This window comes from Citrobacter sp. CK180 (genome assembly GCF_030333655.1).
GTDB lineage: Bacteria > Pseudomonadota > Gammaproteobacteria > Enterobacterales > Enterobacteriaceae > Citrobacter_B > Citrobacter_B koseri.
In genome coordinates this window covers 130,441-146,826 of the sequence record NZ_JAOWFM010000051.1, presented here as the reverse complement: position 1 = coordinate 146,826, position 16,386 = coordinate 130,441, and the positions used below count along the sequence as shown (strand labels likewise).

The following is a 16,386-nucleotide window of genomic DNA, read 5'->3' as shown; positions in this document are numbered from 1 at the left end:
ACAATGAACCACTACACACGCTGGCTTGAGCTAAAAGAACAACATCCTGGTAAGTACGCGCGTGACATCGCTGGTTTACTGGGGATCAGCGAGGCGGAGCTGACGTTTGCCCGCGTCGGCCATGACGCATGGCGGCTGCGCGGCGACACGCGTGAAATTTTCGCGGCGCTGGAATCCGTTGGCGAAACAAAATGCATCTGCCGCAACGAGTATGCGGTACACGAGCAGGTCGGCGCATTCACCAATCAACACCTGAGCGGTCACGCCGGGCTGGTACTGAACCCACGCGCGCTCGATCTGCGCTTATTTTTAAATCAATGGGCCAGCGTGTTCCACATTAAAGAAGCGACCGCCCGCGGCGAGCGCCAGAGCATTCAATTCTTTGATCATCAGGGCGATGCGCTCCTGAAGGTGTATGCCACAGACAACACCGACACCGCCGCCTGGGACGAGCTTCTGCAACATTTTATCGTGACCGAGAATGCGCCGCTGGCGCTGAAAGCGGCTGAAACCCCTGTTAACGAAACGGCTGCCGATGCCGTGACCGTTGACAGAGAGTGGCGCGCGATGACCGACGTTCACCAGTTCTTCACGCTGCTCAAGCGCCATAACCTGACCCGCCAGCAGGCTTTTGAACGGGTCGCTGACGATCTGGCCTGCAAGGTGCCGAATGGCGCGCTGGCGCAGCTCCTCGACGCCGCCCTTAAAGACGGCAATGAAATCATGGTGTTCGTCGGCAACAGAGGCTGCGTGCAAATTTTCACCGGCGTGGTCGAAAAAGTCGTGCCGATGAAAGGCTGGCTGAATATTTTCAACCCGACGTTTACGCTGCACCTGCTGGAAGAGACGATTGCCGAGACCTGGATAACCCGCAAACCTACCGCGGACGGCCACGTCACCAGTCTGGAACTCTTTGCACATGACGGCACGCAAATCGCTCAGCTTTACGGTCAGCGTACGGAAGGCGAACCAGAACAGACACAGTGGCGCAAACAGATTGAGGCGCTGATGCCAAAAGGGCTGGCGGCATGAAAAAACTGCTTGCCCTGATTGCCGCCCTGCCGCTGACGGTTCTTGCCGCGAAACAGGATAAGATCGTCGCGCTCGGCGGAGATGTCACCGAGATCGTGTACGCACTCGGCGCACAGTCTTCGCTGGTCGCCCGCGACAGCACCAGCCAGTGGCCGCCGGAGGCCACTGCCCTGCCGGATGTGGGGTATCTGCGCCAGCTAAATGCCGAAGGTATCCTCGCCACGCGTCCCGATCTTGTGCTGGCAAGCAGCCAGGCTCAGCCCTCGCTGGTACTCAAACAGGTCGAGCAAAGTCATGTTCGGGTCATTACCGTACCGAGCCGCAACGACCTGCGCGTCATCGACGAGAAAGTGCAGGTCATCGCCAACGCCACCGACCGGGTGGCTGAAGGCGAGGCGCTGCGCCAGACGCTGAATAAAGAGATCTCCGCGCTGCCGACCACGCCGCTCAATAAGCGGGTGCTGTTTATTCTTAACCACGGCGGAATGAGCGCGATGGCCGCCGGACAGCAAACGGGAGCGGATGCCGCCATTCGCGCGGCAGGGCTACAAAATGCGATGCAGGGCGTCTCCCGCTATCAGCCGCTCTCACAGGAAGGCGTGATCGCCAGCCAGCCCGATCTGGTGGTGATTCCCCAGGAGGGATTAACGGCGATGGGCGGCGAAGAGAATCTCTGGAAGTTACCGGGACTGGCGCAGACCCCTGCCGGGCGCAATAAGCAGGTGTTCGCGGTCGATGATATGGCGCTGCTCGGTTTTAGCGTGCGTACGCCTCAGGCGATTCAGCAGCTACGCGCGAGAGCGGAGTCATTGCCCTGATGCCACGGCGGATCACGCTTTCTCTGTATACGCTGGCGCTGATGCTGGCAGTGGTGACGGTAGTGGCAAGCGGTTTTGGCGCATTACGCCTGCCGCTCAGCCTGCTCTGGCATGACGGCGACGACGCGTTACGCCAGATCTGGTTCAACATTCGTCTGCCCCGGGTTCTGCTCGCGCTGGTAATTGGCGGCTCGCTGGCGCTGGCCGGGTGCGTGATGCAGGGGCTCTTTCGCAACCCCCTCGCCGATCCGGGACTGCTCGGCATCAGCAGCGGCGCGGCGTTAGCCGTTGCGCTGTGGGTCGTCCTTCCGCTCACGCTGCCTCCCCTGATTATGCTGTATGCGCCGATGCTGGCGGCATTCATTGGCGCGCTCATCGCAACGGTCGTTATTTTCCTGCTCAGCCGACAGCGGGACAGTTCGCTCTCCCGGCTGCTGCTGGTCGGCATCGCCATTAATGCGCTATGCGGCGCGGCGGTGGGCGTGTTGTCGTGGATCAGCAATGACACCCAGCTACGCCAGCTCTCGCTATGGGGAATGGGCAGCCTTGGCCAGGCGCAGTGGTCAACGCTGCTGGCGGTCGCCTCTTTGATGATCCCAACGGTATTTCTCATCTGGCGTCTTGCTGGCGCGCTTAACCTGCTGCAACTGGGAGAGGAAGAAGCGCATTACCTGGGCGTCGATGTCCGGGTTGTTCAGCGAATCCTGCTGATCTGTAGCGCGTTGCTGGTGGCGGCGGCTGTCGCCGTCAGCGGCGTGATCGGGTTTATCGGTCTGGTCGTGCCGCATCTGATACGGATGTGGCTAGGGGCGGACCATCGTGCGGTGATCCCCGGCTCCGTGCTGGCGGGCGCCTTTCTGCTGCTGATTGCCGATACCATCGCCCGAACGCTGGTTGCCCCGGCTGAAATGCCCGTCGGGCTGCTGACCAGTATTCTGGGCGCGCCGTGGTTCCTGTGGCTTATTTTCCGCCGGGGAGGTCAGTATGGCTGAACGTTTTCTCGCTGACAGCGTCAGCTACGCCGCTGCGGGCAGAACAATTATTCGCGATATCTCGCTCTCCCTGCCCCAGGGAGAACTGCTGGCATTAATTGGCCCCAACGGTGCCGGGAAATCGACGCTGTTAAGGCTGCTCACCGGTTATCTCACTCCGGCAGACGGGCGTTGCCTGCTGGCCGGCAAACCGCTTGAGCAATGGCCTGCGCAGACGCTGTCCCGCTACCGCGCGGTCATGCTTCAGCAAACGCGAATGGGGTTCGACTGGCCCGTTGAGGCCGTAATCGGCATGGGGCGAATGCCCTGGACGCAGCAGCCCGAAGCGGCGGTGATCCATCAGGTGATGCAGCTTACCGAATGTTTGCCGCTGGCGGGAAGACGCTACGCTTCCTTGTCCGGCGGCGAACAGCAGCGCGTACAGCTGGCGCGCGCGCTGGCGCAGCTATGGTGCGACGGCTCCCCACGCGGCTGGCTTTTTCTTGATGAGCCCACCTCCGCGCTGGATCTGTTCCATCAGCAGCATTTACTGCGGTTGCTGAAAACGCTGACCCGTAAGGGCCATTTGCATGTTTGCATCGTGCTGCACGATCTCAACCTGGCGGCCCTGTGGGCGGATCGAATCGTATTGCTGCATGGCGGCAACATCGTTGCCGAAGGCGCACCCGCCGAGGTTCTGCAAGCCGGTACGCTAACCCGCTGGTACGGCGCGGAAGTCCACGTCGGAACACACCCGACAAGCGGCGGGCCGCAGATCTTCCTCGCGCCTTAACCGGAAAATGCCGGATAACGGCTTCGCCTTATCCGGCTGACAATTCTGCGGAGAATCGCTTTCCTCAGGCTATACTTTCCGCAAAACTCATTACCAGGCGGAATCATGATCGCACCAAAACAGCTTCCCTCCCTGCGTTTACCGCTGGCAGGACTTCTGATGTTGACGCTGCTGTGGGCAGGTTTCACCGTGCACAGCCATTGGGAAGCGTTTATCCAGTGGTGTCTCGCCGCCCAGATCACCCTGCACCGCTATCTGGTCATGTATTTGCTGCAACTCAATAACCACCAGTACACCGGCGGGCTATGGCTGCTGACCGGCGCGTTCTTCTATGGCGTACTGCATGCGATTGGGCCGGGGCATGGGAAATTTATCGTCACCACCTGGCTGAGCACGACGAAAGAGAGCCTGCTTGCCGCGCGGGTCGTGCCCTTTATTGGCAGCCTGATGCAGGGCGTCAGCGCCATACTGTTCGTGTTTATTCTGGCGGTCGGCTTCAACCTGGCCGCCGGCGATCTCAGCACCAGCCGCTGGTACGTCGAGAAAATCAGCGCCGTCCTGATTGGCGCGTTCGGGCTATTTATCATCTACCAGGCGCTAAAAACCCTGCGTCCAAAGCCCATTTTCTCGCGTTTCTCCCAGCCGCACAGCCACGACGAACACTGTGGCTGCGGGCATCACGGCGTGGGCGCAGAACTCACCGACGGCAACTGGAAAACACGCCTCGGCGTGATTCTGGCGACAGGCGCCCGCCCCTGTAGCGGGGCAATCATGATTTTACTGTTCTCCAACGCGCTCGGTATTGTCAGTTGGGGGATTGCCGCCGTCATGACCATGTCCTTCGGCACGGCGCTGTCGATTATGGGGCTGTCGCTGGCGGTACGTTACGCCCGCAACCAGACCCAGGCGCTGTTTGCCGGGAACCATGCCCCCCTGCGCTGGCTGGGGCCGGTTATCCGTATCATCGGCGGGCTGGCGCTGGTACTGTTTGCCCTCATTCTGTTTCTGACGGTGATCCCCATCAGTGCGAACGGTGATTATATTGCGGCGGGGTGTTAACCTGTTTGCCGGGCGATAGCGTGCTTATGCCCCTGTCTTTCCCTACCTCCTTTGAATTACCCGTCCCATCAGGGATAATACCCACACAATGTGTAATCTCAGGATCGCGATGAAACATTCTCTGCAACGCCGCGCTGGACGAAAACGCCAGATGAAACTCGGCACGACCGTGATATTGATGGTCAGCGCCGTGTTGTTCTCCGTGCTGCTCGTCGTCCATCTGATTTATTTCTCACAGATCAGCCACATGACGCGCGACGCGCTGGCAGACAAAGCGCTGGCGGTCGCCCGTACGCTGGCGGACTCCCCGGAAATTCGCCAGCGTATGAAGCAAAAGCCGACAGAGAGCGGCATTCAGGCGATCGCCGAGGCGGTTCGCAAACGCAACGATATGTTATTTATCGTAATTACCGATATGAAAAGCATTCGCTATTCGCACCCGGAAGCGCAGCGAATCGGCCAGCCGTTTAAAGGCGACGACATCCTGCTGGCGCTACAGGGGCATGAAAATGTCGCCATCAATCGCGGTTTTCTTGCCAAAGCGCTGCGGGTTTTCACGCCCATTTATGACGACAATCATCAGCAGATCGGCGTCGTGGCGATTGGCCTTGAACTCAGCAGAGTAACGGAGCAGATCAACAACAGCCGCTGGAGCATCATCTGGTCGATTCTGTTCGGCGCACTGGTGGGATTGCTGGGCACTTACGTGCTGGTGAAGGTGCTCAAACGCATCCTGTTCGGCCTGGAGCCGTATGAAATTTCCACGCTGTTTGAGCAGCGCCAGGCGATGCTGCAATCCATCAAAGAGGGGGTGGTCGCCGTTGACGACGGCGGCGAGGTGACGTTAATCAACCAGGCGGCGCAGGAACTTCTCGATTACCGCAAATCGCAGGATGACGCGCACTTATCCTCGCTTAGCCACGCCTGGTCGCAGGTAGTGAATCTGAACGACGTGCTCCGCGACGGTACGCCGCGCCGGGATGAAGAGATTACCGTTAAAGATCGTCTGCTGCTTATCAACACCGTTCCGGTACGCAGCAATGGAAAAATCATCGGCGCGATCTCCACGTTCAGGGACAAAACAGAAGTCCGCCAGCTCATGCAGCGTCTGGACGGAATGGTCAACTACGCGGATGCACTCCGTGAACGATCCCACGAATTTATGAACAAATTACATGTCATTCTGGGATTATTGCATCTGAAGAGTTATAAGCAGCTTGAAGATTATATTATTAAGACGGCTAATAACTATCAGGAAGAGATCGGCTCACTGTTGGGGAAAATAAAGTCGCCCGTTATCGCAGGCTTTTTGCTCAGTAAGATTAATCGCACCTCCGATTTAGGGCACAGCCTGGTGATTAGCAATGAAAGTCGATTACCGGACAGCCGTAATGAAGATCAAATCACCGTATTGATTACCATTCTGGGCAATTTAATTGAAAACGCGCTGGAGGCGCTAGGTCAACAACCCGGCGGTGAAATCAGCGTATCCTTGCATTATCGGCATGGCTGGCTGCATTGTGAAGTCAACGATGACGGGCCGGGAATTGACCCCGAACGCATAGAGCAAATTTTTGACAAAGGCGTCTCGTCAAAGGGAACGGAGCGTGGCGTCGGTCTGGCGATAGTAAAACAGCAAGTTGAGAGTATTGGCGGCAATATTACCGTCGAATCGGAACCCGGGATCTTCACACAATTTTTTGTTCAAATACCCTGGGACGGGGAGAGGACCAGCATATGATCAATGTTTTAATTGTCGATGACGATGCGATGGTAGCAGAGTTAAACCGCCGCTATGTTGCGCAGATCGCTGGCTTTCACTGCTGCGGCACCGCGTCTACGCTGGAGAAAGCAAAAGCGTTTATCTTCGATGGCGAAAACCATATTGATCTGATTTTACTGGATATTTACATGCAGAAGGAGAACGGGCTGGACCTGCTGCCCGTCCTGCACAGCGCCGGATGCAAATGTGACGTCATCGTTATCTCCTCCGCCGCCGACGCCACCACCATCAAAGATTCGCTCCATTACGGCGTGGTCGATTATTTGATCAAACCGTTTCAGGCTTCCCGCTTTGAAGAGGCGCTGACCGGCTGGCTGCAAAAGAAAACGGCGATGGAGAAACACCAGTATTATGAACAATCAGAGCTGGATCGGCTGATTCACGGCAGTTCATCCAATGAGCCAGATACCCGACGCCTGCCTAAAGGGCTGACGCCGCAAACGCTGCGCACCCTGTGTCAGTGGATCGATGCGCACCAGGACCAGGAATTTTCAACTGACGAGCTGGCGAATGAGGTCAATATTTCCCGCGTTTCCTGCCGTAAATATCTTATCTGGCTGGTCAATTGCCATATTCTGTTTACCAGCATCCATTATGGCGTGACCGGCAGACCGGTTTACCGTTATCGTATTCAGGCCGAACATTATTCTTTACTTAAGCAATATTGCCAGTAGAAAAGAAGCCGCTTCGCATTATGCGTTATATAAAGGTAACAATTATTACAATAATGAAAAATAACAAAGGCACAAGTTACACCCTCAAAAATAGAGAATTTGTGCCAGATCAAATATGAACACAAATATGTTTTAATTCATCAGGTTATTATTCAGAAGCGTCACGTTGTTTTTAATTTCAAAAACGGTAACAAAAGTTAATTAAGTATTATGTGACTCGTAGAGTGTGTATTTTTAACTATAAAGGAGTAGTCTGGGATTCACCGGACACATAAAAAAAATTAAAATAACGCTATTTTTGTGAGCAGACGATATGTTCCTGAAATTCAGTAACATAGAATAAAAAACACACAACCTGCCCTGCTCTTCTTTGTTAACCAGCCCATCGCCAGGGAGCTTCGTTCTCTGAATACGCCATAAACAGAAGCCAAGAATGACTCATGATTTACTGAAAAATTCTTATTTCATGTTTAGAGATTAATCATCAATACAGACAAAGCGAATATTCGTCAGGCTCTGAGGACAATTCACAAAAAACAGAACATGACTGTGATCTATTTATCAAAAATTAAACAGGTTTATCGCGAGGGTAGATAAATGTTATTTAGTATACAACTTATCATAATATTAGTGTGTTTGTTTTATGGCGCCAGAAAAGGCGGTATCGCGCTGGGTTTATTAGGCGGTATCGGTCTGGTCATTCTGGTCTTTGTTTTCCACCTCCAGCCGGGTAAACCGCCCGTCGACGTGATGCTGGTGATCATCGCCGTGGTCGCCGCCTCCGCCACGCTACAGGCCTCCGGCGGCCTGGATGTGATGTTGCAGATTGCCGAGAAGCTGCTGCGTCGCAACCCCAAATACGTCTCCATCGTCGCCCCGTTTGTAACCTGCACGCTGACCATCCTGTGCGGTACGGGCCATGTGGTGTACACCATTCTGCCCATCATCTACGACGTCGCGATTAAGAACAATATTCGCCCGGAACGTCCTATGGCAGCCAGTTCTATCGGCGCGCAGATGGGGATCATCGCCAGCCCGGTTTCTGTGGCGGTCGTTTCGCTGGTCGCGATGCTGGGTAACTTCACCTTTAACGGTAAGCATCTGGAGTTCCTTGACCTGCTTTCCATCACCATTCCATCGACCCTGCTGGGTATCCTGGCTATCGGTATTTTCAGCTGGTTCCGTGGTAAAGATCTGGATAAAGACGAAGAGTTCCAGAAGTTCATCTCCGTCCCGGAAAACTACCACTACGTGTATGGCGACACCGCCACGCTGCTGGATAAAAAACTGCCGAAAAGCAACTGGCTGGCCATGTGGATCTTCCTGTCGGCCATCGCCGTTGTCGCTCTGTTAGGCGCTTTCTCTGAACTGCGTCCGGTCTTCGGCGGCAAACCGCTGTCGATGGTGCTGGTCATTCAGATGTTCATGCTGCTGACCGGTGCGCTGATTATCATCCTGACAAAAACCAATCCTGCTTCTATCTCAAAAAATGAAGTCTTCCGTTCAGGTATGATCGCGATTGTGGCGGTGTACGGTATTGCCTGGATGGCGGAAACCATGTTCGGCGCGCACATGACTGAAATCGAAAGCGTGCTGGGCGAAATGGTGAAAGAGTATCCGTGGGCCTATGCGATTGTTCTGCTGCTGGTCTCCAAGTTTGTAAACTCCCAGGCGGCGGCGCTGGCGGCGATCGTTCCGTTGGCACTGGCTATCGGCGTAGACCCGGCTTACATCGTGGCGTCAGCACCGGCGTGCTATGGCTACTACATTCTGCCGACCTACCCGAGCGATCTGGCCGCGATTCAGTTCGACCGTTCCGGCACCACCCACATTGGTCGCTTCGTCATTAACCACAGCTTTATTCTGCCCGGTTTGATTGGCGTAAGCGTCTCCTGTGTATTTGGCTGGATCTTCGCCGCCATGTACGGGTTCCTGTAACAGCACCTTGCGTGCCGCCCGTTATCGCGCGGCACGCCATCTATACAATTCAAATAATTCAGGATAATTAAAAAGGCTGGAAGCATATGTCGAATAAAGAATTTATATATCAGGCGCCTTTCCCGATGGGGGAAGACAAAACGGAGTATTATCTCCTGACCTCCGATCACGTTAGCGTTGGCGAATTTGAAGGAGAGTCGATACTGAAGGTTGAGCCACAGGCCCTGACGCTCCTGGCCCAGCAAGCCTTCCACGATGCCTCCTTTATGCTCCGCCCGGAGCACCAGCAACAAGTCGCCTCCATTCTCCATGACCCCGAAGCCAGCGAAAACGATAAGTACGTCGCGCTGCAATTTTTACGCAACTCCGAAATTGCCGCTAAAGGCGTTCTGCCGACCTGCCAGGATACCGGCACGGCGATTATCGTCGGTAAAAAGGGCCAGCGCGTCTGGACGGGCGGCGGCGATGAAGCCGCGCTCTCCAAAGGCGTGTTCAACACCTATATCGAAGACAACCTGCGCTATTCGCAGAACGCCGCGCTGGATATGTACAAAGAGGTCAACACCGGCACCAACCTGCCCGCGCAAATCGACCTCTACACGGTTGATGGCGATGAATACAAGTTCCTCTGCGTGGCAAAAGGCGGCGGCTCGGCGAACAAAACCTATCTGTATCAGGAAACCAAAGCGCTGCTAACGCCCGGCAAGCTGAAAAACTTCCTCGTTGAGAAAATGCGCACCCTGGGCACCGCAGCCTGCCCGCCATACCACATCGCGTTTGTGATTGGCGGGACATCGGCGGAAAGCACGCTGAAAACCGTGAAGCTGGCCAGTACGCATTATTACGACGGTCTGCCGACTGAAGGTAACGAACACGGCCAGGCCTTCCGCGATATTCAACTGGAACAGGAACTGCTGGAAGAGGCGCAGAAGCTCGGCCTCGGCGCACAGTTTGGCGGTAAATACTTCGCGCACGATATCCGGGTAATCCGCCTGCCGCGTCACGGCGCGTCCTGCCCGGTCGGCATGGGCGTCTCCTGCTCGGCTGACCGCAACATCAAAGCCAAAATCAACCGTGAAGGGATCTGGATCGAAAAACTGGAGCACAATCCCGCGCAGTACATCCCGGAATCCCTGCGTCAGGCTGGTGAAGGCGAAGTGGTGAAAGTTGACCTCAACCGGCCGATGAAAGAGATCCTCGCCCAGCTTTCACAGTACCCGGTATCAACCCGCCTGTCGCTGAGCGGCACCATCATCGTCGGTCGCGATATCGCCCATGCGAAGCTGAAAGAGCGCATCGAATCCGGCGAAGGTCTGCCGCAGTACATTAAAGATCACCCCATCTACTACGCAGGCCCGGCGAAAACGCCAGCAGGCTACCCGTCCGGCTCCCTGGGGCCAACCACCGCAGGACGCATGGACTCCTACGTTGACCTGCTGCAATCTCACGGCGGCAGCATGATCATGCTGGCGAAAGGCAACCGTAGCCAGCAGGTCACCGACGCCTGCCACAAATACGGCGGCTTCTATCTGGGCAGCATTGGCGGCCCGGCTGCGGTGCTGGCGCAACAGAGTATCAAGCATCTGGAGTGCGTGGAGTACCCGGAACTGGGTATGGAAGCGATCTGGAAAATCGAAGTGGAAGACTTCCCGGCGTTTATCCTGGTGGATGACAAAGGCAACGATTTCTTCCAGCAGATTGTCAGCAAACAGTGCGCAAACTGCGCGAAATAACCTGCCCGGCCCGGCGATCCTGTCGGGCCGTTTTTCCCTTTATTTACAGCATGGCGGATACGCCGTTTACCCCCCGATGGCGCTACGTTTATCAGTCCTGTGGCGACGATCGCAGGTCGCCCCACAACCTTAAAAACTTAAGGTTGGCTTAATGTTGCTTTGCGAGGATCGGCGCACTTAGTTGATGGACATACCATAATGCTGAAGCGCGTTTTAAAAAGACCGACCCTCGGACACATTACCTGGCTGTTACTCCTTTCATTCTACATCGCCGTCTGTCTGAACATCGCTTTCTACAAGCAGGTGATGCAAGCCCTGCCGCTGGATTCAATGCACAACGTGCTGGTGTTTTTATCCATGCCGCTTGTCGCGTTTAGCGTCATCAATATCGTGCTGACGCTGGCGTCGTTCCTGTGGCTTAACCGCCCGCTGGCCTGCCTCTTTATTCTGACGGGCGCCGCCGCGCAATACTTCATCATGACCTACGGCATCGTCATGGACCGCTCCATGATCGCCAACATGATGGATACCACACCGGCAGAAACGTTCGCGCTGGTCACGCCGCAAATGGCGCTTACGCTGGGATTAAGCGGCTTTCTGGCGGCGGTAATCGCCTGTAGCATCAAAATCAAACCGACCTCTCTGACATTACGCAGCGGCGCGTATCGCGCCCTCAACGTGCTGGCTTCGCTTCTGCTGATCGTGCTGGTCGCCGCCTGCTTCTACAAAGATTACGCCTCGCTTTTTCGCAATAACAAAGAGCTGATCAAGTCTCTCAGCCCGTCGAACAGCATGGTCGCCAGTTGGTCGTGGTATTCACATGAGCAACTCGCCAACCTGCCTTTGGTACGCATTGGCGAAGATGCGCATCGCAATCCCGCGATGCTGAAAGAAAAACGACATAATCTGACCATCCTGATCGTCGGCGAAACCTCGCGTGGGGATAACTTCTCGCTGTCTGGCTATTCACGGCAAACCAACCCGCGTCTGGCGCAGGATAATGTGGTCTACTTCCCGCACACCACCTCCTGCGGCACCGCAACGGCGATCTCGGTTCCCTGCATGTTTTCCGGTATGCCGCGTAAACACTACAACGAAGGGCTGGCGCACCATCAGGAAGGGTTGCTGGACATCATTCAGCGAGCCGGAGTTAGCGTGCTGTGGAACGATAACGACGGCGGCTGTAAAGGCGCCTGCGATCGCGTGCCGCATCAGGATATGACCGCGCTGAAATTGCCGGGTCAGTGCATTAACGGCGAATGTTACGACGAAGTGCTCTTTCACGGGCTGGAGGAATACATCGATAAACTCCAGGGCGACGGCGTCATTGTGCTGCACACCATCGGCAGCCACGGCCCGACCTATTATCACCGTTATCCGCCGCAGTTTGCGCAATTTACCCCGACCTGCGACACCAATGAAATTCAGACCTGTTCGCAGCAACAGTTAGTGAATACTTACGATAATACCGTGCTGTACGTGGACTATATTGTTGATAAGGCAATCAATATATTAAAAGCGCATCAGGATAAATTCACCACCAGCCTGGTCTATCTTTCCGACCACGGTGAATCTTTAGGAGAAAATGGCGTCTATTTGCATGGGCTGCCATACGCCATTGCGCCGGATGCACAAAAGCATATCCCGATGCTCCTCTGGCTCTCGGAGGATTATCAGAAACGTTACCGGACAGACCTGACATGTTTGCAAAAGCGGGCAGCCCAGGAGGATTTCTCGCAGGACAACCTTTTCTCAACCATGCTCGGATTAACGGGCGTACAGACCAGGAACTACCAGGCCGCAGACGATATTCTGCAACCTTGCAGGAGGCTAACTGAATGAAAATTCTGATTGTTGAAGACGATACGCTGTTATTACAGGGACTGATAATTGCTGCACAAACGGAGGGTTACGCCTGCGACGGCGTTTCTACCGCCCGGGCGGCGGAACACTGTCTGGAAACAGGGCATTACAGCCTGGTCGTGCTGGATCTTGGGTTGCCTGATGAGGACGGTCTGCATTTTCTGACGCGAATAAGACAGAAAAAATACACCCTTCCGGTATTGATCCTCACCGCCCGCGACACGCTCAACGACCGCATCACCGGGCTGGATGTCGGGGCGGATGATTATCTGGTAAAGCCGTTTGCGCTGGAGGAGTTACATGCGCGTATTCGCGCGCTGCTGCGTCGTCATCACAATCAGGGTGAAAGCGAATTGACCGTCGGCAATCTGATGCTGAATCTGGGGCGTCGTCAGGTGTGGCTGGCCGGGCAAGAGCTTATCTTAACGCCCAAAGAGTATGCGCTGCTGTCGCGGCTGATGCTCAAAGCAGGCAGCCCGGTACACCGTGAAATCTTGTATAACGACATCTATAACTGGGACAACGAACCGTCAACCAATACCCTGGAAGTGCATATTCACAACCTGCGCGACAAAGTGGGGAAATCACGTATCCGCACGGTGCGCGGGTTTGGTTATATGCTGGTTGCCGTTGAGGAAAACTAAGTGAACCTTACGCGTTTTCTGCACAGACCGATGACCCTTCGTCAGCGTCTGATGCTGACCATTGGCTCTATCCTGCTGGTGCTGCAACTGATCAGCACCTTCTGGCTATGGCACGAGAGCACCGAGCAGATTGAGCTTTTCGAGCAGGCGCTGCTGGAGGACAGGAATAACGATCGGCACATCAGGCATGAGGTTCGCGAAGCGGTCGCCAGCCTGATCGTTCCCGCCGTGTTTATGGTCAGCCTGACGCTGCTGATCTGCTATCAGGCCGTCCGGCGCATCACCCGCCCGCTTGCCGACCTGCAAAAAGAGCTGGAAGCCCGCACGGCCGATAACCTGACGCCCATCGATATTCACAGCTCGACGATTGAAATTGAAGCCGTCGTCTCGGCGCTTAACCAACTGGTCACTCGCCTGACGACGACGCTGGAGAATGAACGCCTGTTCACTGCCGACGTCGCCCACGAGCTACGCACGCCGCTGGCGGGTGTGCGTCTGCATCTGGAACTGCTGGCAAAAGCGCACAACGTTAACGTCACGCCGTTGATTGCGCGTCTTGATCAAATGATGGACAGCGTTTCGCAACTGCTGCAATTAGCGCGTGTAGGGCAGTCGTTCTCATCCGGTAATTACCAGTCGGTGAAGCTGCTGGATGACGTGATCCTGCCCTCTTACGATGAACTGAACACCATGCTGGAAACACGCCAGCAGACGCTGCAACTGCCGGAAAGCACAGCAAACGCCACCGTGCGCGGCGATGCCACGCTACTGCGTATGCTGTTGCGTAATCTTGTGGAAAATGCGCACCGCTACAGTCCGAAAGGGTCAACCATCACCATTATCCTCAATAATGCGGAAAGCGACGCGATGATGGCCGTCGAAGACGAAGGGCCGGGAATTGATGAAAGTAAATGCGGGGAGTTAAGTGAAGCGTTTGTCCGCATGGACAGCCGCTATGGCGGTATCGGGCTGGGATTGAGCATCGCCTCCCGCATCACGCAGTTGCACCACGGGCAATTCTTTTTGCAAAACCGTGTGGGAACGACGGGAACCCGCGCGTGGGTGCTGTTGAAAAGAGATCAGTAAGTCGTAACCCAGACATACAGGAAACTGCTGACAATCAGCATACTGAACAGGGTTGTCAGACTTTCATACATTCGCGTTTTCATCACACTCTCCTCCGATGGTCTGGAGGAGAGTATGCCTGACGAAGATTAAGCGAACATTAAGATTTGTCGACCTGATAAACGCAGTCTGTAGGCCTGATAAGCGCAGCGCCATCAGGCGGTGCGCTAAAGCTTACTCGTCAATACGCGGATGCTGCTGCACTAACCGCGAACGTTTAGCCTGCAACTCCTCAATCTCCTGATCGATATCTTCGATTTTCTGCTCGATATTATCGTAGTGCTCGCCAAGGATTTCTTTCGCTTCCTGGATATCCGAGGCCGCTGGCGTCGCCCCTTTCAGCGGACGGTTGGCGGTCTCTTTCATGGTAATACCGGTAATAAAACCGACGACCGCAATCGCCATCAGGTAATAGGCTGGCATCATCAGGTTCTGCGAGCTTTCCACCAGCCAGGCGGCCAGGGTCGGCGTCAGACCCGCAATCAGCACCGAGATATTAAACGCCGCCGCCAGCGCGCTGTAACGGATGTGCGTCGGGAACATCGCTGGCAGAGAAGAGGCCATCACCCCGGTAAAGCAGTTCAGGATCACCGCCAGCATCAGCAGACCGGCAAAAATCAGGCCGATAATATTACTGTTGATCAGAATAAAGGCCGGAATAGCCAGCGCAAACAGCGCGATACTGCCCATAATCACAAACGGACGACGACCGAAACGGTCACTGAGCAGCCCCATCACCGGCTGCACAAACAGCATCCCGATCATGATGGCGATAATAATCAGCACGCCGTGGTCTTCCGAGTAGTGCAGGTTATGCGACAGGTAGCTCGGCATATAGGTGAGCAGCATGTAGTAGGTCACGTTGGTGGCAATCACCAGGCCGATACACGCCAGCAGACTGCGCCAGTGTTTGGTTGCAATCTCTTTAAAGGAGACTTTTGGCCCTTCCTGCAAACCTTCGCGATCGCCCTGCTCCAGCTTATCCACATGCTGCTGGAAGGCCGGGGTCTCTTCCAGCGCATGACGCAGATAAAGACCAATGATCCCTAGCGGCAGTGCGATGAAGAACGGAATACGCCAGCCCCAGTCGAGGAAGTTCTCCTCGCCGACAACGGTGGAGATCAGCACCACCACGCCCGCGCCCAGCACGAAGCCCGCAATGGAGCCGAAGTCCAGCCAGCTTCCCATAAAGCCGCGTTTACGGTCTGGCGAGTATTCGGCGACAAAGATCGACGCGCCGGTATATTCGCCGCCGACCGAGAAGCCCTGCGCCATCTTACACAGCAGCAGCAGTATCGGCGCCCAGATGCCGATAGAGGCATAAGAGGGAATCAACCCGATACAGAACGTACTGATCGACATAATCACAATCGTGATGGCAAGAATCTTCTGGCGACCATATTTATCGCCGAGCATACCGAAGAATAAGCCGCCAAGCGGTCGAATCAGGAAGGGAACGGAGAAGGTGGCAAGTGCGGCAATCATCTGCACGCTGGGGTCAGCCCCCGGGAAAAATACTTTACCTAACGCGTAGGCGACAAACCCATAAACACCAAAATCAAACCACTCCATCGCATTACCCAGCGAGGCTGCGGTAATCGCTTTACGCAGTTTACCATCATCAATAATGGTCACATCGCGAAGCGTAATCGGTTTTACTTTTTTCCTTTTCAGCATAGCTGTCCTCGTAGACTAAGCCCTGTCTCGCTACATACTGCATTCATTGGCGCACAAAGCGCTAACGTCACCGTCGAGCGTTGGAATCGTGCGGGCACAATTCCTCGTAGAACAAGCGTAGCAGGTTTACTTACACTGACTGGTCAAGGTCTGTACAACCGAACCTGTTGACGCCTGATTGGGCGGTTAATGACCTCTTTACCCTACCAGTGTTTAAATTTGTGATCAACTTCACACATATATTGCCATTTCGTCAGCGAGCGTAAATAAGGGCAT

14 protein-coding genes are annotated in these 16,386 nt (G+C 55.2%); 12 read left to right on the top strand and 2 right to left on the bottom strand.

What is annotated here, in order from left to right; genetic code table 11:
- Window positions 1-3: 3 nt before the first annotated feature.
- From chuS to pmrB, 12 genes are all read left to right on the top strand, one after another.
- Window positions 4-1,032, top strand: coding sequence for a hematinate-forming heme oxygenase ChuS (chuS, locus tag OGV50_RS13300; protein WP_012134512.1), 1,029 nt, complete (start codon window positions 4-6; stop codon window positions 1,030-1,032).
- Window positions 1,029-1,850 (top strand): heme/hemin ABC transporter substrate-binding protein, encoded by an 822-nt coding sequence (locus tag OGV50_RS13295; RefSeq protein WP_286488585.1) that lies wholly within the window; start codon window positions 1,029-1,031, stop codon window positions 1,848-1,850. Before chuS ends, OGV50_RS13295 begins: the two co-directional genes overlap by 4 nt.
- Window positions 1,850-2,842 carry a FecCD family ABC transporter permease gene (locus OGV50_RS13290; RefSeq protein WP_047459566.1) on the top strand — a complete coding sequence of 331 codons (993 nt, stop codon included), beginning with the start codon at window positions 1,850-1,852 and terminating at the stop codon, window positions 2,840-2,842. The genes OGV50_RS13295 and OGV50_RS13290 overlap by 1 nt, the downstream gene beginning before the upstream one ends.
- Entirely contained in the window at window positions 2,835-3,614 is a 780-nt protein-coding gene (locus OGV50_RS13285; RefSeq protein WP_200091082.1) for a heme ABC transporter ATP-binding protein, read from the top strand. Before OGV50_RS13290 ends, OGV50_RS13285 begins: the two co-directional genes overlap by 8 nt.
- A 105-nt stretch (window positions 3,615-3,719) precedes the next feature.
- Window positions 3,720-4,673 carry a nickel/cobalt transporter gene (locus tag OGV50_RS13280; RefSeq protein WP_049011927.1) on the top strand — a complete coding sequence of 318 codons (954 nt, stop codon included), beginning with the start codon at window positions 3,720-3,722 and terminating at the stop codon, window positions 4,671-4,673.
- 109 nt (window positions 4,674-4,782) lie between these two features.
- A complete protein-coding gene (locus OGV50_RS13275; RefSeq protein ID WP_024130815.1) occupies window positions 4,783-6,414 on the top strand; it encodes a sensor histidine kinase in 1,632 nt (543 codons plus the stop codon).
- A complete protein-coding gene (gene dcuR / locus OGV50_RS13270; protein ID WP_049011800.1) occupies window positions 6,411-7,130 on the top strand; it encodes a two-component system response regulator DcuR in 720 nt (239 codons plus the stop codon). Before OGV50_RS13275 ends, dcuR begins: the two co-directional genes overlap by 4 nt.
- Before the next feature lie 597 nt (window positions 7,131-7,727).
- Complete coding sequence (gene dcuB / locus OGV50_RS13265) at window positions 7,728-9,068, top strand: anaerobic C4-dicarboxylate transporter DcuB (protein WP_012134520.1); 1,341 nt, start codon at window positions 7,728-7,730, stop codon at window positions 9,066-9,068.
- 86 nt (window positions 9,069-9,154) lie between these two features.
- Window positions 9,155-10,801 (top strand): class I fumarate hydratase FumA, encoded by a 1,647-nt coding sequence (gene fumA, locus OGV50_RS13260; protein WP_058668435.1) that lies wholly within the window; start codon window positions 9,155-9,157, stop codon window positions 10,799-10,801.
- Window positions 10,802-10,999: 198 nt separating this feature from the next.
- Window positions 11,000-12,643 carry a phosphoethanolamine transferase EptA gene (gene eptA / locus OGV50_RS13255; protein WP_200091080.1) on the top strand — a complete coding sequence of 548 codons (1,644 nt, stop codon included), beginning with the start codon at window positions 11,000-11,002 and terminating at the stop codon, window positions 12,641-12,643.
- Window positions 12,640-13,308: a two-component system response regulator PmrA gene (gene pmrA, locus OGV50_RS13250; protein ID WP_200091078.1), complete on the top strand. Its 669-nt coding sequence runs from the start codon at window positions 12,640-12,642 to the stop codon at window positions 13,306-13,308. Before eptA ends, pmrA begins: the two co-directional genes overlap by 4 nt.
- The gene (gene pmrB / locus OGV50_RS13245) at window positions 13,309-14,394 is read left to right on the top strand and encodes a two-component system sensor histidine kinase PmrB (RefSeq protein ID WP_286488584.1); all 1,086 of its coding nucleotides are present in this window, start codon (window positions 13,309-13,311) and stop codon (window positions 14,392-14,394) included.
- Here the strand turns inward: pmrB and pmrR are convergent.
- Window positions 14,388-14,477: an LpxT activity modulator PmrR gene (gene pmrR / locus OGV50_RS13240; RefSeq protein WP_052194426.1), complete on the bottom strand. Its 90-nt coding sequence runs from the start codon at window positions 14,475-14,477 to the stop codon at window positions 14,388-14,390. The genes pmrB and pmrR overlap by 7 nt on opposite strands.
- 130 nt (window positions 14,478-14,607) lie before the next feature.
- Complete coding sequence (gene proP / locus OGV50_RS13235) at window positions 14,608-16,110, bottom strand: glycine betaine/L-proline transporter ProP (RefSeq protein WP_047459579.1); 1,503 nt, start codon at window positions 16,108-16,110, stop codon at window positions 14,608-14,610.
- Window positions 16,111-16,386: the final 276 nt, after the last annotated feature.